At 68.0% G+C, this 17951-nt stretch carries 13 protein-coding genes and 1 tRNA gene; 4 read left to right on the top strand and 10 right to left on the bottom strand.

Annotated elements, in window-relative coordinates:
- The first annotated feature begins 224 nt into the window (after positions 1 to 224).
- Positions 225 to 1547: a serine aminopeptidase domain-containing protein gene (locus BA175_RS17450; protein ID WP_069172358.1), complete on the top strand. Its 1323-nt coding sequence runs from the start codon at positions 225 to 227 to the stop codon at positions 1545 to 1547.
- Positions 1548 to 1593: 46 nt separating this feature from the next.
- Positions 1594 to 3060 carry an alpha/beta hydrolase family protein gene (locus BA175_RS17445; RefSeq protein ID WP_069172357.1) on the top strand — a complete coding sequence of 489 codons (1467 nt, stop codon included), beginning with the start codon at positions 1594 to 1596 and terminating at the stop codon, positions 3058 to 3060.
- A 389-nt stretch (positions 3061 to 3449) separates the two neighbouring features.
- Here the strand turns inward: BA175_RS17445 and BA175_RS17440 are convergent, their stop codons facing one another.
- Positions 3450 to 5255, bottom strand: coding sequence for a bifunctional metallophosphatase/5'-nucleotidase (locus BA175_RS17440; RefSeq protein ID WP_069172356.1), 1806 nt, complete (start codon positions 5253 to 5255; stop codon positions 3450 to 3452).
- Positions 5256 to 5565: 310 nt separating this feature from the next.
- On the opposite strand from BA175_RS17440, the gene pyk reads away from it, so the two are divergent.
- Positions 5566 to 6999: a pyruvate kinase gene (gene pyk, locus BA175_RS17435; protein WP_069172355.1), complete on the top strand. Its 1434-nt coding sequence runs from the start codon at positions 5566 to 5568 to the stop codon at positions 6997 to 6999.
- Between the two features lie 6 nt (positions 7000 to 7005).
- Here the strand turns inward: pyk and BA175_RS17430 are convergent, their stop codons facing one another.
- Together BA175_RS17430 and BA175_RS17425 are read right to left on the bottom strand one after the other, a co-directional pair.
- The gene (locus BA175_RS17430) at positions 7006 to 7782 is read right to left on the bottom strand and encodes a helix-turn-helix domain-containing protein (RefSeq protein ID WP_069173084.1); all 777 of its coding nucleotides are present in this window, start codon (positions 7780 to 7782) and stop codon (positions 7006 to 7008) included.
- Between the two features lie 110 nt (positions 7783 to 7892).
- Positions 7893 to 7967 (bottom strand) — tRNA-Leu (locus BA175_RS17425).
- 98 nt (positions 7968 to 8065) lie between these two features.
- On the opposite strand from BA175_RS17425, the gene BA175_RS17420 reads away from it, so the two are divergent.
- A complete protein-coding gene (locus tag BA175_RS17420; protein WP_069172354.1) occupies positions 8066 to 8722 on the top strand; it encodes an ANTAR domain-containing response regulator in 657 nt (218 codons plus the stop codon).
- A 67-nt stretch (positions 8723 to 8789) separates the two neighbouring features.
- Here the strand turns inward: BA175_RS17420 and BA175_RS17415 are convergent, their stop codons facing one another.
- The 7 genes from BA175_RS17415 to BA175_RS17385 all read right to left on the bottom strand — a co-directional run bounded on the left by BA175_RS17415 (position 8790) and on the right by BA175_RS17385 (position 17824).
- Positions 8790 to 9506 carry an ABC transporter ATP-binding protein gene (locus BA175_RS17415; RefSeq protein WP_069172353.1) on the bottom strand — a complete coding sequence of 239 codons (717 nt, stop codon included), beginning with the start codon at positions 9504 to 9506 and terminating at the stop codon, positions 8790 to 8792.
- Positions 9503 to 10387 (bottom strand): ABC transporter ATP-binding protein, encoded by an 885-nt coding sequence (locus tag BA175_RS17410; protein ID WP_175420883.1) that lies wholly within the window; start codon positions 10385 to 10387, stop codon positions 9503 to 9505. Before BA175_RS17410 ends, BA175_RS17415 begins: the two co-directional genes overlap by 4 nt.
- Positions 10388 to 10392: 5 nt before the next feature.
- A complete protein-coding gene (locus BA175_RS17405) occupies positions 10393 to 12126 on the bottom strand; it encodes a branched-chain amino acid ABC transporter permease (protein ID WP_069172351.1) in 1734 nt (577 codons plus the stop codon).
- Positions 12127 to 12131: 5 nt separating this feature from the next.
- Positions 12132 to 13064 carry a branched-chain amino acid ABC transporter permease gene (locus tag BA175_RS17400; protein ID WP_069172350.1) on the bottom strand — a complete coding sequence of 311 codons (933 nt, stop codon included), beginning with the start codon at positions 13062 to 13064 and terminating at the stop codon, positions 12132 to 12134.
- Positions 13065 to 13164: 100 nt separating this feature from the next.
- A complete protein-coding gene (locus tag BA175_RS17395; RefSeq protein ID WP_069172349.1) occupies positions 13165 to 14403 on the bottom strand; it encodes a branched-chain amino acid ABC transporter substrate-binding protein in 1239 nt (412 codons plus the stop codon).
- A 592-nt stretch (positions 14404 to 14995) separates the two neighbouring features.
- Positions 14996 to 15466: a PaaI family thioesterase gene (locus tag BA175_RS17390; protein ID WP_069172348.1), complete on the bottom strand. Its 471-nt coding sequence runs from the start codon at positions 15464 to 15466 to the stop codon at positions 14996 to 14998.
- A gap of 72 nt (positions 15467 to 15538) precedes the next feature.
- On the bottom strand, positions 15539 to 17824 hold the full coding sequence (locus BA175_RS17385; RefSeq protein ID WP_069172347.1) for an FdhF/YdeP family oxidoreductase: 2286 nt from the start codon (positions 17822 to 17824) through the stop codon (positions 15539 to 15541).
- Positions 17825 to 17951: the final 127 nt, after the last annotated feature.

The raw sequence follows: 17951 nt of genomic DNA, 5'->3' as shown, positions 1-17951 counted from the left end.
ACCCACCCACCCGACAAGCCCGGACAGCCCACCAGTTGAACCGCCCGACCACCCCCGCACGCCGCACCCCACCGCACCGGTCACCCGCATGAGCGCCCCGAAGAGCAGGCCGCCTACCGCTGGCTTACGTTCATTCCGACCCCGGCACACTTCCTCGCGTCCGCGACGGGCCTGAGCACCCCCGCCGCGCAGGCCGGAACACGACGGAGAGCAGGTACCCACCGATGCTCAGGAATGCGATAGCCACCCTCGGGATCCTGGCCCTGGCGGCAGGCGCCGCCGGCTGCGGACTCACCACCCCCACCCCGGACACCCGGCAGACACAACCGAGACCGCAGGCGGCCCCGCAGCCCGACCACACGCAGGACACCACCTTCTACGACTACCCCGACCAGGCCCTCATCGACCGGACGGCGCCGGGCGGGATCCTGAAGTCACAGCCACTCCAGGCACCGGCATCGTCCCTGCTGGGATCCGCCGCCTCCCGGGCGGAACGCATCATGTACCGCACCGCCGACGAGCGCGGCAGGCCCGTCGCCGCCACAGGAGTCCTCCTGCTCCCCAAGGCCGCGCCCAAGGACGCCGACGGCTGGCCGATCATCTCCTGGGCACACGGCACGACCGGAGTAGGCCCCGAATGCGCACCCTCGCGCTCCGCACAGCTCGGCGGAACGGTCCCCCTCCTCGTGAAGTGGCTACGAGAGGGATACGCCATCGCCGCCGCCGACTACCCCGGCCTCGGCCCCAACGGCAAGGTCCACGGATACCTCCACCTGCGCGCGGAAGGCCGGTCCGTCGCCCACGCCGCACTGGCGGCGCACAACGCCTACCGGAACACCGTCAGCAAGAAGTGGTTCGCCGTAGGCATCTCCCAAGGCGGCCAAGCCGCCCTGGGCGCCGGCGAATGGGCCGCACAGGCGAAGGGGATGCGCTTCCTCGGCACGGCAGCCCTCGCCCCCGCCGCCCACCACGCCGCAGCGCTGAGAAGCGCGGTGGCCGAACAATCCAGCGGCGCATCCCTCGAGGGATTGCGCAATCTGTTCTCCTACATCGCCGTCGGCGCCCACGTCTACGACCCGAAGAAGTTCGCCTACGAGGACCTGCTGACCCCCGAACTCGCCGAAGAGATCGCCCGGCCCGCCGTCCGTAACCTCTGCCTGGACGAACTCGACGGTTACCTGAAGATCTTCGCACCGGAGAAGAAGACGCACGGCACACTCAACCCGGACTGGGAAACGCGGAACCCGGAGATCAGCACGTTCCTGGACTCCGTGAACCCGGCACAGAAGACCTCGGCCGGCCCCGTCCTCGTACTGCAAGGTGAAGCCGACCCCGTGGTCTCCCCGGCCGGCACCCGCCAACTGATCACCGAACTCTGCGCCAAGGACGACAGCGTCGACTGGAAGACCTACCCCGGCGTCGGCCACGCGGACGTGGCGATCGCCGGCCTGGACGACCTCCGCACATGGATGAACGACCGGCTCAGGAGCACCCCGCCCAACGACCGCTGCCGACCGGCCGGATCCTCCCCCGCACAGGGCAAGTGACGCTTCGGCGCCCGAACAACCCGGGCACCGACCCCAGGGAGACCCCATGCGCACACAGCACCGCACCAGCACGCCGGCACCGGACCACGGCACGACCACCGAAGCACCCACCGGCACCACCCCCCGGCCGCACCGGGCACGCCACACGCTGACCAGCGTCACGCTGGTCCTCCTCGCAGTACTCACCACCTCCCCAGCGGCCGCCGCACCCGCCCCCGCACCAGGCGGAAACACCTCCTTCACCTACCCGAGCGCCGAACGACTCACCACCCTCCGCCCCGGCGAACTCCTGGCGAGCGAGCCCCTCGACACCACCCGGACACTGCGCGACGCCTCCACCCGCCGCCTGCGCATCATGTACGGCTCACAAGGACCGCACGACCAGCCCGTCGCCGTCACAGGCTTCCTGCTCACCCCACGCGGCACCGCCCCCCGCACAGGCTGGCCGGTCGTCGCATGGGCACACGGCACGGCAGGGGTGGGACCCGACTGCGCACCCTCCCTCCACCCCAACCTCTACCCCTCCGACTACCAGGTGTACGAGGACCTCATCGCACGTCTCCTGCACGACGGCTACGCAGTCGTCGGCACCGACTACCCCGGACTGGGCATCCCCGGACAACTGCACAGCTACCTCCAGATCGACCCCGAACGCCACGCCGTCATCGACAGCGTGACAGCCGCACGCCACAGCGCCCCCGAACTCGGGCGGCAATGGTTCGCCATGGGCCACTCCCAGGGCGGACAGGCAGCCCTCGGCGCCGGCGAAGCAGCCACCGACCGGCTGCCCGCACTGAACTACCTCGGCACCATCGCCCTCGCCCCCGGAAGCAACGCCGCCGAGGGGGCCGACATCCTCAGCCTCCCGCAGTTCCGGGTACCGTTCCCCGGCTGGTCCGACGCCGCCGCCTACCTGCTCTACCAGGCAGTGAGCGCCAGCCGGCTCGATCCCCAGCACATCAGCCCCACGGACCTGCTCTCGCCTCAACTCGCCCGCCACCTCCCCGAAGCCGAACGCATGTGCCTGGACCAACTGAGCACCCGCCTCGCCAGGACCACCGACATCCGCACACTCGTCGATCCGGACTGGAGCCGCAATCACGCGCTGCAACGGTTCTACGCCGACGGCGAGCCCGCGCAGCGGCGCTCATCAGGGCCGATCCTGCTCCTCCAGGGGACCAAAGACCTCTCCGTCACCCCGGCCGCGACCAACCGGCTCGACTACGAACTGTGCGAACTCGGCGACGGAGTGCAGTACCGCCTCTACCCGGGCGCGGACCACGACACCCTGCCGCTCCGCGCATACCCCGACATCGCACGCTGGATGAGCGACCGGCTCGCCGGACGACAGGCACCCGACACCTGCCCACCACAGCCCACCACCGCGGCCCGGACACTGGCCGCCACCGGCACGCCCCCAGCCCTGCCCTGGATCACCGCCCTCGGCATCACCGGCCTCACCCTGGGCATCACCCTCGTGGCCCTGACACGCCGCCGAGGCACCCACCGCTGACCCACGGCCAAGGACACCGGGCCCCGGGCCCCGGGCCCCGGGGCACGGGGACCCGCGGGCCTCCCGGTCGACCGGACGAGCCCGCCACCCGATCCACGGCGCAGCGAACCACGGTGGGAAACAGTGGGAAACGCTGGGAAACCACGGCCACCAGGGGAGAGGCCCACCCGCCGGACAGGCCCATGACGACCCGCACGCACAGCACAACGGCCCGCCGAAGAAACCGACGGGCCGTCACACATCACCGGCGGGCACGCACCGAAACACCGCACCGAACCAGGCACCGGACCACGTCCCGGAAGCCCCGCCGGCCCAGCGACACCTGGAAACGCCCTGTCACGCCTGGCATTGCCTGGCACGAACGCTCACCGCAAGTCGCGGGACAGCCCTCAGAACACCGGCACACCCTCACGCGTCAGCCGCCAGTCCACCGAAGCGAACTCCGCCGGATCCACCGAACCCTTCGCCTTCACCCACGCAATGATCGTGTTCCGGATCTCATCCGAATTCGCCCACACCTGCTTCGCACCCGGCACATGCGGGAAATTACCCCCACCACTCGCCCGATAGTTGTTCACCGCGAACACGAACCGCGCCGCCGGATCGACCGGCTCACCCTCGAACGACAACCCCACGATCCGCGACCCCACCGGCTGCGCGATATCGATGTCGTACGTCACCCCCGACACCACGTCGTAGTTGTAATCCGGAATGTTCTCCGCATTCGTCAACGCCGCCGTGTCCACCGGCGCCCCCACCGGCGTCCGCACGTAATACCTCGCCGAGAACTCCAGATAATCCTTCAGCTGCGCACCCGTCAGCAGCCGCGCCTCCAGTGTGTTCTCGAACGGATACAGACCGGCGGCATCCTTGATCGTCACCTCACCCGCCGGAATCCCCGCCGTACGCGAGAAACACGCCGCCTGCGACAGCACCGGCAACGCCGCGTACTCCCCGCCCGCCAGCGCCGCCCTCACCGTCTCCGCCTGCACCAGGTTGATCAGATCGATGACCGGCTCGTCCCTCCACGGAGCGTCCGCCGTCGACATCGCCGCCACCGACGTACCGATCACCTGATTCACATACGCCACCACCTTCGCGTGCTCATCCCCGAGCAACGACGTGATCTCCGGATCCTCCGCCACCGTGTTCGAGTTCAACACCTCGGCGCCGACCTTCTCGACCACCCAACGGCCCTTCTCCCACACCACGTCGAAGTCGAACAACGTCAGCCGCTGCCCCCACTTCAACGGCTCCGACAGGACGACCCCCTTCCCCGTCGCCCTGTTCGTCACGACGTACTCGGGAATCTCCGCATGCGCGTGACCCACCAGAATCGCGTCGATCCCCGGCACCCGCTCCGCCACCAGACCCGCCGCGTTCTCCACGTACGGCAACTGATCCCCGTACGACGACGTGCCCGACGAACCCGAATGCGCCGACACGATCACCACATCCGCACCCATCGAACGAAGCTTCGGCACCCACTTCGCCGCCTGCTCCTCAAGACCCGGGAACACCATCTTCCCGCCCACGTTCGCCTTGTCCCAGATCGCGACCCCGGGATTCGTCAACCCCAGCACCGCCACCCGCACATCACGCCCGAACGGAGTCCGCAACCGCTTGATCACATACGGCGCGAACGCCGGCCGCAACGTCTTCGCATCCAGCGCGTTCGCACCGAGCAACGGAAAATCACACTGCTCCTCGAACTTCCGCAGCACCGGAATCCCGTAATTGAACTCATGATTCCCGAGCGCGGCGGCGTCATAACCGATCTTGTTCATCGCCTGCGCCATCGGATGCACCGGACCACGCCGCGCCGTGATCGGATCGATCTTCGCGTAGTAGTACGACAGCTGCGTCCCCTGGATCGTGTCACCCGCATCGATCAACAGGGTGTTCCCACGCCCCCGCTCCCCACGGATCTGCTCCACCAGCGTCGAGATCTTCGCCAGACCCACATCGTTGTGCGCCTTGTCGTCGAACTCCTTGTCCGTGAAGTAGTCCCAGTTGAAGACATTGCCATGCAGGTCCGTCGTCCCCATCACGGTGAACGAGTACCGCTTCACCGGACGCCCGTGCCCCTTCGGCCCAGAGGCAGCCGCCGGCCCCGCGACAGCCCCACCCGCCAGGGCCACACCCGCACCGGCCACAGCCGAACGGCCCAGAAACGTCCTACGGTTCAACGGCATCCTTGACTCCTCGTCCAGACGAACAACGCGCGTAGATTCTGACCCGGCCACCACCCCACGCAACACCCCGTCCAGGTTTCGATCTGATGACCACCACCCCCGCGAACCCGCACACCCCACCCGCGCCCACCCCACGAGGTCCCCCGCCGACTCTCACCCCTCGAACGTGCACCCGCATCGCCCCGGAAAAATGCTCATCAGAGCACCCCGCCGCACAATTCAACACTTGTCAATAACCATTCACCGAAAGGTTGTTGCCCTGTCATGCAGAGCCAATTACCTACCCGTAGGTAAGGTCTAGGCTCGAACCATGCGCCGAGCCAAAATCGTTTGCACCCTGGGACCCGCAACCGACACATACGAGCAGATCAAGGCACTCGTCGAGGCGGGAATGGACATCGCCCGCCTCAACCTCAGCCACGGCACCTACGCCGAACACCGAGCGCGCTACGACCACGTCCGCGCAGCATCCGAAGAAACCGGACGCAGCGTAGGAATCCTCGCCGACCTTCAGGGCCCGAAGATCCGCCTCGGCCGCTTCGCCGAAGGCCCCGTACTCCTTGAACGCGGCGACGACTTCACCATCACCGTCGAACCCATGGACGGCGACCGCCATACCTGCGGCACCACCTACGACGGCCTCGCCACCGACGTCACCCCCGGCGAACGCATCCTCATCGACGACGGCCGCGTCACCCTCGAAGTCACCGAGGTCGACGGACCCCGCGTCCACACCACCGTCATCGAAGGCGGCATGGTCTCCGACCACAAAGGACTCAACCTCCCCGGCGTCGCCGTCTCCGTCCCCGCACTCTCCGACAAGGACATCGACGACCTCCGCTGGGCCCTGCGTACCGGCGCCGACATCATCGCCCTCTCCTTCGTGCGCAGCGGACGCGACATCGACGACGTCCACCGCATCATGAAGGAGGAGGAACGCCACGTCCCCGTCATCGCCAAGGTCGAAAAGCCCCAGGCCGTCGACAACATCGACGACATCGTCGCCGCCTTCGACGGCATCATGGTCGCCCGAGGCGACCTCGGCGTCGAAATGCCCCTGGAACAGGTCCCCATCGTCCAGAAGCGCGCCATCAAGCTCGCCCGACGCAACGCCAAGCCGGTCATCGTCGCCACACAGATGCTCGACTCGATGATCGACAACTCCCGCCCCACCCGCGCCGAAGCCTCCGACGTCGCCAACGCCGTCATCGACGGCACGGACGCCGTGATGCTCTCCGGCGAGACCAGCGTCGGCAAGTACCCCGTCGAGACGGTCAGCACGATGGCCCGCATCGTCGAAGCCGCCGAGGAGGACATCCTCGCCAAGGGCCTCCCGCCCCTCACCGAACGCAACAAGCCCCGCACCCAGGGCGGCGCGGTCGCCCGCGCGGCAGCCGAGATGGGCGACTTCCTCGGCGCCAAGGCCCTGGTGGCCTTCACCCAGAGCGGCGACACCGTCAAACGCCTCTCCCGCTACCGTTCCCCGATCCCGCTCCTGGCCTTCACCCCGGACCGGGCCACCCGCGCGCAGTTGAACCTCACGTGGGGCGTGGAAACCTTTCTCGGTCCGCACGTGGAGTCGACGGACGCGATGGTGGCCCAGGTGGACGAGGAGCTGCTGCGGATCGGGCGCTGCCGGAAGGGTGACGTCGTGGTGATCACGGCAGGGTCCCCGCCCGGAGTCGCCGGCTCCACGAACCTGGTACGGGTGCACCACATCGGCGAGGACGACAGCCCTGAGTAGCGGTCGTCAGTACTTCGGCCCGACGTGAGCGTCCATGAGGGCAACGGACGCCCGTCGGGCTACGGAGATGTTGAGCGGGCTGCCGCCTCGGGCGAGGGTCGTCCACTCGACGCCCACTGCGGTGAGCGTGTCGCTGAAGAGTTTCCGGATGTCGTCCGACTTGTTGGTGAAAAAGTACCGGGGGTACTCGTAGCGCTTGCGCTCACCCCGGACCAGGCGAGTTGTCCAGTTTGTGATGCGGCAGCCGTCGGAGTGGATGAGACCTCTGATGAACTCCCATGGATGCGCGTCCACGATGTGCTGCTGCCAGGAGGCGAGCTGAATCTTGCGGTTGTGCTTCTTGCCCGGGCCGTGTTGAGGGAAGAGGCAGGGCCAGTGCTTACTGGAGCTTGTGACGTACTGGCAGCCCGGGCTCCTGACTCGATTGACCTTGTTGGTCGGCCGCGCACTCCGTACGGCCTCGACGCATGCGTCGATGAGCCCCGGCCACGCGTCGGCGCACGCGATACGGAGGGAGTAAACGCCCTTCTTTCCCAGACTGATACAGCCGTCGCCGAGGTAGAGGCCGAGCAGATACGAATACGCGGCGGGGTCCGCGAGAGGTCTCGGGGTTTTGCTGCACCGAGGACATTCGGCGCCGCGGCTGTATCCGAGAGGTTCTATCCGTTTGAGCCAGGCACGGATGGCGCCTCGAGAAATCCCGGTCTGCTTGCTTACGGAGTTTTGGCTGAAGCCCTGGGCAACGAGGGCCAGCGCACGCTTGCGCGTATCAAGGTCGTACACGTTCCCGACTTTGGCCCCCGCCACTGCCGAGCGGGCCGGATTCGGTCAGGTGATCACACGATCACGTGGTTTCGTGCCAATATGCTGCAGTCTTGGAAAACAAGGAAAAGTGCCCCAGGTGGGATTCGAACCCACACTGTCCGCTGTTTGAGAGCGGCCTCTCTAACCAGTTGGAGTACTGGGGCCTTAGAAAGGCAGGGCATCGCCTGCCCTGCGTAGTGCCACCTTATCGTAGCTAGGTAGGCTCGTGGGAGCTGTACCTGCCCTGGAACAAGGAGCCCCCGTGACCACCCCCGAGTCGCCCCAGCCCGTAGACGCCGTCGGCGAGGACACGTCGCACGTCCCGCCGCTGACGACCCGCGTCGTCATCGCCGAGGACGAGGCCCTCATCCGGCTCGACCTCAAGGAGATGCTGGAGGAGGAGGGCTACTCGGTCGTCGGCGAGGCGGGGGACGGGCAGCGGGCCGTCGAGCTGGCCCGGGAGCACCGGCCGGACCTGGTCATCCTCGATGTGAAGATGCCCGTGCTCGACGGCATCTCCGCGGCCGAGAAGATCGCCGAGGAGTCCATCGCCCCGGTTCTGATGCTGACCGCGTTCTCGCAGCGGGACCTGGTGGAGCGTGCCCGGGACGCCGGGGCGATGGCGTATCTGGTGAAGCCGTTCAGCAAGAGCGACGTGGTTCCGGCGATCGAGATGGCCGTGTCCCGGTTCGCGGAGATGAAGGCGCTCGAGGGCGAGATCGCGGATCTTGCGCAGCGGCTGGAGACCCGGAAGCTGGTGGACCGGGCGAAGAGCATCCTGCAGACGGATTACGGGCTCTCCGAGCCGGCCGCGTTCCGCTGGATCCAGAAGACGTCGATGGACCGGCGCATGTCCATGCAGCAGCTCGCCGAGGCGCTCATCGAGGATGCCGAGGAGAAGAAGAAGGCGGCCGAGTAGGCGGGTAGCCCGTACGTACGGAAGAAGGCCCGCGTCCGGGACGCGGGCCTTCTTCCGTACGGGTGGGTCAGTCCTCGCCGAGGTAGGCCTTGCGGACGGACTCGTCGTGCAGGAGGTCCGGGCCGGTGCCGGAGAGGACGATCTTGCCGACCTCCATGACGTGGCCCTGGTCCGCGAGGGAGAGGGCCGCCTGGGCGTTCTGTTCGACGAGCAGGATGGTGGTGCCCGCCGCCTTGAGTTCGACGATGGTCTCCATGATCTTCTGCATCATGATCGGGGAGAGGCCCATGGAGGGCTCGTCGAGCATGAGCAGTTTGGGCTGGGACATGAGGGCGCGTCCCATGGCGAGCATCTGCTGTTCGCCGCCGGAGAGGGTTCCGGCTGCCTGCTTCCGGCGCTCCCCGAGGATGGGGAAGAGGTCGTAGGCGCGCTGGACGTCCTTCTCGATGCCTGCCTTGTCGGTGCGGAGGAAGGCGCCGAGCTGGAGGTTCTCCGCGATGGTGAGGCGGGGGAAGATGTGGCGGCCCTCGGGGGAGTGGGCGAGGCCCAGTGCCACGATCTTGTGGGCGGGGATCCCGTTGAGGGGCTTGCCGTCGAAGAGGATCCGGCCGCCGGAGGGCTTGAGGAGGCCGGAGAGGGTGCGCAGGGTGGTGGTCTTGCCGGCACCGTTGGTGCCGATGAGGGTGACGACCTGGCCGGCTTCGACGCTGAAGGAGATTCCCTTGACGGCTTCGATCTTGCCGTAGGCGACCCTGAGGTCCTCGACCTCGAGCAGTGCGGTCACTGGCCTTCCCCTTCTGTGCTGGTGGTGCGCTCCGCCTCGTCCGTGGCGGTGGTGTCCGGTGCCTCGGCGGGGGCGGTGGTCTTGTCGGGGGTGTCCCCTTCGAAGGGCGTGCCGAGGTAGGCGGCGACGACGCGTTCGTCGCCCTGGACGACGGAGGGTGTGCCTTCGACGAGCTTCTCGCCCTGGACGAGGCAGGCGACGCGGTCGCAGAGGTTGAAGATGAAGCGCATGTCGTGCTCGATGACGAGTACGGCGATGCCCATGTCCCGGATGGCGAAGATGAGTTCTTCGGTGACGCGGGTTTCCTGGGGGTTCATGCCGGCGGTGGGCTCGTCCAGGAGGAGGAGTCCGGGGTCGCTGGCGAGGGCGCGTGCGATCTCGAGCTTGCGCTGGTCTCCGTAGGGGAGGTTGCGTGCGAGGTGGTCCGCCTTGTCCTGCAGGCCGATGAACTCGAGGAGTTCCATGGCGCGTGCGTGGGAGGCGGCTTCGGCCTTCTTGAAGCCGGGGCCGCGCAGGAGTGCGGACCAGAGGCCTTCCTTGGTCCTGGTGTGGCGTCCGACGAGGACGTTCTCCAGGACGGTCATGTTGGCGAAGAGCCGGATGTTCTGGAAGGTGCGGGCGATGCCGGCCTGGGTGACGAGGTGGGGCTTGGGGGGCAGGACGGTGCCCTTGTAGCGGACCTTGCCCTCGGTGGGGACGTAGAGGCCGGTGAGGCAGTTGAAGAAGGTGGTCTTGCCTGCGCCGTTGGGGCCGATGAGGCCGACGATCTCTCCGGCGTTGACCTTGAGGTCGACGTCGCGTACGGCGGTGAGGCCGCCGAAGCGCATGGTGACGCCGCCGGCGTCCAGGACGGGCGTGGTGGTTTCGGTGGTGGTCGTCATGGTGTTCACGCCCCCGCCTTCACGGTGCCGACGCCGGATTCGGGCAGTGTGCCTTCGGGTGTGTCGAGTTGGCCGGTCTCGTGGTATTCGAGCTGGGCGCGCCGGTTGGCGATGAGGCCTTCGGGGCGGAAGCGCATCAGGAGGATGAGTGCGAGGCCGAATCCGAGGAGCTGGTAGTCCTGGAGGAACTGGAGCTTCGCGGGGATCATGTACAGGAGTGCGGCGCCGATGAGGGGTCCGCTGATCGTTCCCATGCCGCCGAGGATGACGGCGGCGAGGAGGAAGGCGGAGTTGGGGGGCACGGGGCCGGCGAAGACGTACATCTCCGGTACGACGGTGCTCTGTACGTGTGCCTGGACGGTGCCGGCGAGGCCGGCGAGGGTGGCGCCGAGGGCGAAGGCGATGAGTTTGACGCGGAAGCCGTTGATGCCCATGGCGGTGGCGGCTGTCTCGTCCTCGCGGATGGCGACCCAGGCGCGGCCGATGCGGGAGCTGCCTGCGCGGCTGAAGACGAGGACCACGAGGATCATGGCGAGCAGCATGAGCAGGTAGTAGTTGGCGTATCCGCCGAGTTCGATGCCCAGGATCGTGTGGGATTCGCCGAAGTCGTATCCGAAGAAGACGAGGTCGGGGATGTTGGGTACGCCGTTGGGGCCGTTGGTGACCTGGGGTCCGGATACGCCGTCGAGGTTGCCGACGGTGATGCGGAAGATTTCGCCGAAGCCGAGGGTGACGATGGCGAGGTAGTCGCCGCGGAGGCGGAGGGTGGGTGCTCCGATGATGACGCCGAAGACGAGGGAGACGGCTGCTCCGGTGAGGACGGCTGCCCAGAAGGGGAAGTGGACGTCGAAGGCGGAGGCGGTGGTGCCGGAGACGAGTGCGGCGGTGTAGGCGCCGACGCCGAGGAAGGCGACGTATCCGAGGTCGAGGAGGCCTGCGAGGCCGACGACGATGTTCAGGCCGAGTGCGACGGTGGCGAAGATGAGGATGTTGACCGCGATGAGTGTGTACTGGTCGGTGGTCTGGGTGAAGGGGAATGCGGCGGCGGCGACGAAGGCGGCGGCTACGGCGATGGAGCGGTAGGTGGTGGTGAGTGCCGAGAGCCGGGCCATGAGGCCGGATTTGAAGAGGGCGCCGACGGCGAGGCCTGCGGTGATCATGTAGCCGGTGAAGAGTTCGGCGTATTCGGTGTCGATGCCGTAGGTGACGACGAAGAGGCCGGTGCCGAAGGCGGCGACGATGATGAGGATCTCGGCCCAGGAGGGGAGTTTCCTGGGGCGTGAGGCTTTGTGGGTGTCGTCGGGGAGGAGGAAGGCGGTGAGCGGGATGGCGGAGGCCACTGCCGCGACGAAGCCGCCGGGTTCCAGGTTGACGATGCCGCCGAGTTCCACGGCGATGGCGATGACGGTGAACCAGGTGGTTCCGAAGGCGCCGAGGGCGAGGAGTTGGAGGGCTTTGGTGGTGCCGGTGGGGGCGAGCCAGCGGAGGCCCTTGATGTCGAGTGCGGCGAGTGCCCACAGGAGTACGAGGGCGCCTGCGACGAGGGTGAGGACCTGGAGGCCGCCGGGGTAGCCGTAGACGGTGAGGTCGCCGGGGAATTCGTCGGTGTAGGTCCAGGACAGGAAGGTGCTGGCGATGGTCGCGATGCCGCCGAGGGCGGTGAGGCGGCGCAGGCCGGTGGTCCGGGAGGTGGTGTCGGCCGGGGTGGTGGCGACGGTTTGGGTGGTGTCGGTTGTCATGGCTCTCACGCCCGATCCGCGACGCGCTCGCCGAGCAGGCCTTGTGGCCTGACGAGGAGGACGACGATGAGAAGTACGAATGCCCAGACGTTGGCCCAGGCGCCGCCGCCGAGCTGCTGCATGCCGGGGATTTCTTCGATGTAGGCGATGGAGAGGGCTTCGGCGAGGCCGAGGACGACTCCGCCGACCATGGCTCCGTAGATGTTGCCGATGCCGCCGAGTACTGCGGCGGTGAAGGCCTTGAGTCCGAGGAGGAAGCCCATCTCGAAGTTGATCTGGCCCTTGTCGAGTCCGTAGGCGACGGCTGCTACGGCGGCGAAGGCGGCTCCGATGGCGAAGGCCATCACGATGATGCGGTCGGTGTTGATGCCCATGAGCTTGGCCGTGTCGGGGTCCTGGGCGGTGGCCTGCATGGCGCGGCCGCTGCGGCTCTTGGCGACGAACATGCCGAGGGCGAGCATGCAGAGGGGGGCGAGGACGAGGATGAAGGCGTCGGCGCGCTGGAGGTAGAGGTTGTCGAAGATCTTGAAGGATTCGCCGTGGAATTCGGGGAAGCTGCGCGGCTTCTTGGCGTCGGGGTAGAAGCCCCAGACAAGCTGCTGGAGGACGATCGAGAGGCCGATCGCGGTGATGAGGGGGGCCAGGCGGGGGGCGCCGCGCAGGGGGCGGTAGGCGAAGCGTTCCGCGGCTGTGGCTACGGCGACGGAGGCGATCGCGCCTCCGATGATCATGAGGGGTATGACCACCATGAGCGATGTTCCGCTGGGGAGTGCGAGGTAGGTGGTGAGGGCGCCGAAGCCCCCGATCATGAAGATCTCGCCGTGGGCGAAATTGATGAGCTGGACGATGCCGTACACCATGGTGTACCCGATGGCTATGAGGCCATAGAGTGCGCCGAGTGCGAGGCCGTTGGCCAGCTGTTGCGGCAGTTCGTTCACCGCAGTGCCTCCGATGAGCTTGTCGGATATGACACCGCGCGAGGGCGCTGTTTGGGCCCTCGCGCGGTCAAGGAGCGTGTGCTGGGGGTGTGCTGGGTGGTCAGTCCTCGAACGTGGCGCTCTTGACGTCCTTCCAGGCGCCGTTCTTGACCTGGTAGACGGTGAGCTGCTTGTTGGTGGTGTCGCCGAACTCGTCGAAGGAGACCTTGCCGGTCACGCCGTCGAAGGAGACCTTGGCCATGGCCTCGGTGACCTTGGCGCGGGCGTCCTCGGGGAGCTTGCCGTCGTTGTCGGCGACGACGGCCTTGACGGCCTGGATGATGGCCCATCCGGCGTCGTAGGAGTAGCCGCCGTAGGCCGCGTAGGGGTCCTTGTAGCCGCCGGCGTTGTAGTCCGCGATGAACTGCTTGGCGGTCGGGAGGGCTTCGACGGGGTAGCCGACGGAGGTGGCGTAGTCGCCGTCGTTGACCTCGCCGGAGGCGCTGATGAAGGCGGGGTCGTAGATGCCGTCGCCGCCCATGGTGGGGATCTTGGCGCCGGTCTTCTTGATCTGGTCGGAGAGGAGTCCGCCCTCGGGGTACTGGCCGCCGTAGTAGACGGAGTCGGCGCCGGAGCTCTTGACCTTGTCGGCGGTGCTGGAGAAGTCGGTCTCCTTGACGGTGACGTGGTCGGTGCCGACGACCTTGCCGCCGAGGCGCTCGAATTCCGCGGAGAAGATCGCGGCGAGGCCGGCGCCGTAGGTCTGCTTGTCGTCGACGACGTAGACCTTCTTCTTCTTGGCGTCGTTGAAGAGGTACTGGGCGGCGAACTTGCCCTGGACGACGTCGGTGGCGCAGGTGCGGAAGTAGGTCTTGAAGACGCGCTTGGAGTCGCCCTTGCCCCAGTTGTCGCCCTGGCTGAGCGCGGGGTTGGTGTTGGCGGGGGAGACCTGGGTGAGGTCGGCCTTCTCGAAGACGCCCTGCATGGACTGGGCGACGCCGGAGTTCAGGGGGCCGACGGCTCCGAGTACGTCCTTGTTGCCGACGAGTTTGGTGGCGTTGGCCTGGCCGGAGGCGGGGACGGCCTGGTCGTCGAGGGCTTCGATCTTGAATTCGATGCCGGGGACCTCGTTGTTCTTGTTCGCGGTCTTGGCCGCGAGGTCCACGGAGTTCTTGATGCCCTGGCCGAGTGCGGAGAGGGATCCGGTCAGCGGGGCGTCGACGCCGATGACGACGGTGGTCTTGCCGCCGCCGCCGTCGCTGCTGCCCTTGCTGTTGTCGTCGCGCGACCCGCAGGCGGTGAGAGTGAGTGCACCGGTGGTGAGCACGGTGGTGAGGATGATCAAAGAACGGTGTCGCACGAAAGGTCCTTTCCCTGGCGCGGCCTCCTCGGCATGAGGTGCCGTTGTCCGCCGGGCTGTACTGGTCGATACAGGGCCGTGCAGTGCCGTCGCCCGGCGGCGCGGTGACTGGCCGTGACTCTATGGGCAGGTGAGGGGGTGCGGGACGGGTCCGCTGATGATGTGACTGTCTTGTTATGCCATGGGGAACGCTTGGTGGTCGGAGTGTGGACATGTACGGCTTTTCCCTGGACGCCGAAGTGACCGCATGGTGAGAACGCCCAGCTCTGCTAAGGGGCTTGGGGCGATCTTGGTGCTGTCGCACGAATAGGGGCGCATGGGGCACGGCGTCATCGCCCGGCGGTGGGGTGCGGGGGCGTGCGGGCGTTTTCCGTGTATTGCACACGTGTAACTCAGTGTTACATCTGGAAGAGGTGTGCGCGCCTGTGAAGACCCCGGGTCTCGCCGCCGGCGCGGTGTGGCGAACGTGTGCGCAGGTCAGGGCTGTTGACCGGGTGTGTCCGCCGGCGCGTGGGCGGGGTCCGGATACAGGTCTGCCCGGTCCGGAAGACGGTGCGTCTCCCGGCCGGGCAGGTGGAGGCCGGTGGGGCGGTCAGTCCGCGGTGGGGCGGGGTGCGTCGCGGAGCAGGCAGGTGAGGCGGGCGGTGCAGATCCGCTTGCCGTCCTCGTCGGTGATGACGATCTCGTACGTGGCGGTGGAGCGGCCGCGGTGTACGGGGGTGGCGACGCCGGTGACGAGGCCGCTGCGGGTGCCGCGGTGGTGGGTGCAGTTGAGGTCGACACCGACGGCGATCCTGGTGGCGCCGCCGTGGAGCATGGAGCCGACGGAGCCGAGCGTCTCGGCGAGGACGGCGGAGGCGCCGCCGTGGAGGAGTCCGTAGGGCTGGGTGTTGCCCTCGACGGGCATGGTGCCCACGACGCGCTCGGCGGAGGCTTCGACGATCCGCACGCCCATGCGTTCGCCGAGGTGGCCGGCGGAGAAGAGTGCGGGGAGGTCCACGCCGAGTGCGGCGTACTCGTCGATGATCTCCTGGGGGAACGTGGGTGCGGTGTGCTCGCCCATGGCGTCCTGCTCCGATCGTCTGCGGTCGTCCGTGCTGTGTGCACTGTTCTTATCAGACGACTGAGCGGACGCTTAGGGCGTGGGGGTTTCAGCTCGCTCGAACCGGACGACGACCGACTTGCTGGCCGGGGTGTTGCTGGTGTCGGCGGTGGCGTCGAGCGGGACGAGGACGTTGGTCTCGGGGTAGTACGCGGCGGCGCAGCCGCGTGCGGTGGGGTAGTGCACGACGCGGAAGCCGGGTGCGCGGCGTTCGACGCCGTCCTTCCATTCGCTGACGAGGTCGGTGCAGGAGCCGTCGGCGAGGCCGAGCCGGCGGGCGTCGTCGGGGTTGACCATGACGATGCGGCGGCCGCCCTTGATGCCGCGGTAACGGTCGTCGAGTCCGTAGACGGTGGTGTTGTACTGGTCGTGGCTGCGCAGGGTCTGCAGGAGGAGCCGGCCCTCGGGGAGGTGGGGGTGCTCGACGGGCGCGGCGGTGAAGTTGGCCTTGCCGGTGGCGGTGGGGAAGCGCCGTTCGTCGCGGGGGGCGTGGGGGAGGGAGAAGCCGCCGGGGTGGGCGATGCGGGTGTTGAAGTCCTCGAAGCCGGGGACGACGCGGGAGATGCGGTCGCGGATGGTGGCGTAGTCCTTCTCGAAGTCCTCCCAGGGGGTGGTGGAGCGGGGGCCGAGGACGGAGCGGGCGAGGCGGGCGACGATGGCGGGTTCGGAGAGCAGGTGCGGGCCGGCGGGGGTGAGGTTGCCGCGTGAGGAGTGGACCTGTCCCATGGAGTCCTCGACGGTGACGAACTGCTTGCGGCCGTCCTGGAGGTCCTTGTCGGTGCGGCCCAGGGTGGGCAGGATCAGGGCGCGGGTGCCGGTCACGGCGTGGGAGCGGTTGAGTTTCGTCGACACGTGGACGGTGAGGCGGGCGCGGCGCATGGCGGCCTCGGTGACGGCGGTGTCGGGTGTGGCGGCGACGAAGTTGCCGCCCATGGCGAAGAAGACCTTGGCGTCGCCGTCGCGGAGTGCCTGGATGGACCGTACGACGTCGTAGCCGTGGTGGCGGGGCGAGGTGATGCCGAATTCCTTGTCCAGGGCGTCGAGGAAGGCGGCGGAGGGGCGTTCGAAGATGCCCATGGTGCGGTCGCCCTGGACGTTGGAGTGGCCGCGTACGGGGCATACGCCGGCGCCGGGCCTGCCGATGTTGCCGCGCAGGAGGAGGAAGTTGACCACTTCGCGGATGGTGGCCACGGAGTGCTTGTGCTGGGTGAGGCCCATGGCCCAGCAGACGATGGTGCGTTCGGAGGCGAGGATCATGGCGAGGGCCTGTTCGACGGCCTCGCGGTCCAGGCCGGTGGCGGTGAGTGTCTCGTCCCAGTCGGCGGCGCGGGCGGTCTCGGCGAACGCGTCGTATCCGTGGGTGTGGGCGGTGACGAAGGCGGTGTCGACGGCTCCGTCGGTCTCGAGGATCAGTTTGTTGAGGAGCCGGAAGAGGGCCTGGTCGCCGCCGATGCGGATCTGCAGGAAGAGGTCGGTGAGTGCCGTGCCCCTGAGCAGGCCGCGGGCGGTCTGGGGGTTCTTGAAGCGCTCCAGGCCGGCTTCGGGCAGCGGGTTCACCGAGATGATCTTCGCTCCGGATGTCTTGGCCTTTTCCAGGGCGGAGAGCATCCGCGGGTGGTTGGTGCCGGGGTTCTGTCCGGCGACGATGATCAGGTCGGCCTGGTGGAGGTCTTCGAGGCTGACGCTGCCCTTGCCGACGCCGATGGTCTCGGTGAGCGCGGATCCGGACGACTCGTGGCACATGTTGGAGCAGTCCGGCAGGTTGTTCGTGCCGAATTCGCGGGCGAAGAGCTGGAGGAGGAACGCGGCCTCGTTGCTGGTGCGGCCGGAGGTGTAGAAGAGCGCCTCGTCGGGGGAGGCGAGGGCGGTGAGTTCCCCGGCGATGATCTCGAAGGCGCGTTCCCAGGTCACGGCCTCGTACCGGTCGGCGCCCTCGGGGAGGTACATCGGGTGGGTGAGGCGTCCCTGCTGGCCGAGCCAGTAGCCGCTGCGGGTGGCGAGGTCGGGGAGGGGGTGAGCGGCGAAGAAGTCGGGGGTGACGCGGCGCAGGGTGGCTTCCTCGGCGACGGCCTTGGCGCCGTTCTCGCAGAATTCGGCGGTGTGCCGTTCGTCGCCCTCGGGCCAGGCGCAGCCGGGGCAGTCGAAGCCGTCCTTCTGGTTGACCTTGAGGAGGGTCCGGGCGGTGCGGCGCACGCCCATCTGCTGCTGGGCGACGCGCAGGGTGTGGGCGACGGCGGTCAGTCCCGCGGCCGCGTGCCGGGCGGGCCGGACCTGCGGGGCGTCCTGGACCGGGTCGCCGGACGGGGGCTCGGTGGCCATGGTGCTCCCCTTCGTCTTCGCTTCTTTCCCCGATCCTGTCACGTACGTGGGGCGGGGGACCCGGGTGCGGGGCGGGAGATGTGCGGGGCGGGGCGGTCCGGCGGCGGACGGGGGCGGGGTGGCGGCC

The organism is Streptomyces griseus, assembly GCF_001715295.1.
GTDB classification, from domain to species: domain Bacteria; phylum Actinomycetota; class Actinomycetes; order Streptomycetales; family Streptomycetaceae; genus Streptomyces; species Streptomyces griseus_G.
This window is presented reverse-complemented; position numbering and strand designations above follow the sequence as displayed.

What these genes read in the sequence shown, in the direction of transcription:
- BA175_RS17385 (WP_069172347.1), bottom strand. Translation starts at nt 17,824, where the DNA reads ATGGCCACCGAGCCCCCGTCCGGCGACCCGGTCCAGGACGCCCCGCAG.
- pyk (WP_069172355.1), top strand. Translation starts at nt 5,566, where the DNA reads ATGCGCCGAGCCAAAATCGTTTGCACCCTGGGACCCGCAACCGACACA.
- BA175_RS17450 (WP_069172358.1), top strand. Translation starts at nt 225, where the DNA reads ATGCTCAGGAATGCGATAGCCACCCTCGGGATCCTGGCCCTGGCGGCA.
- BA175_RS17390 (WP_069172348.1), bottom strand. Translation starts at nt 15,466, where the DNA reads ATGGGCGAGCACACCGCACCCACGTTCCCCCAGGAGATCATCGACGAG.
- BA175_RS17410 (WP_175420883.1), bottom strand. Translation starts at nt 10,387, where the DNA reads ATGACGACCACCACCGAAACCACCACGCCCGTCCTGGACGCCGGCGGC.
- BA175_RS17440 (WP_069172356.1), bottom strand. Translation starts at nt 5,255, where the DNA reads ATGCCGTTGAACCGTAGGACGTTTCTGGGCCGTTCGGCTGTGGCCGGT.
- BA175_RS17405 (WP_069172351.1), bottom strand. Translation starts at nt 12,126, where the DNA reads ATGACAACCGACACCACCCAAACCGTCGCCACCACCCCGGCCGACACC.
- BA175_RS17445 (WP_069172357.1), top strand. Translation starts at nt 1,594, where the DNA reads ATGCGCACACAGCACCGCACCAGCACGCCGGCACCGGACCACGGCACG.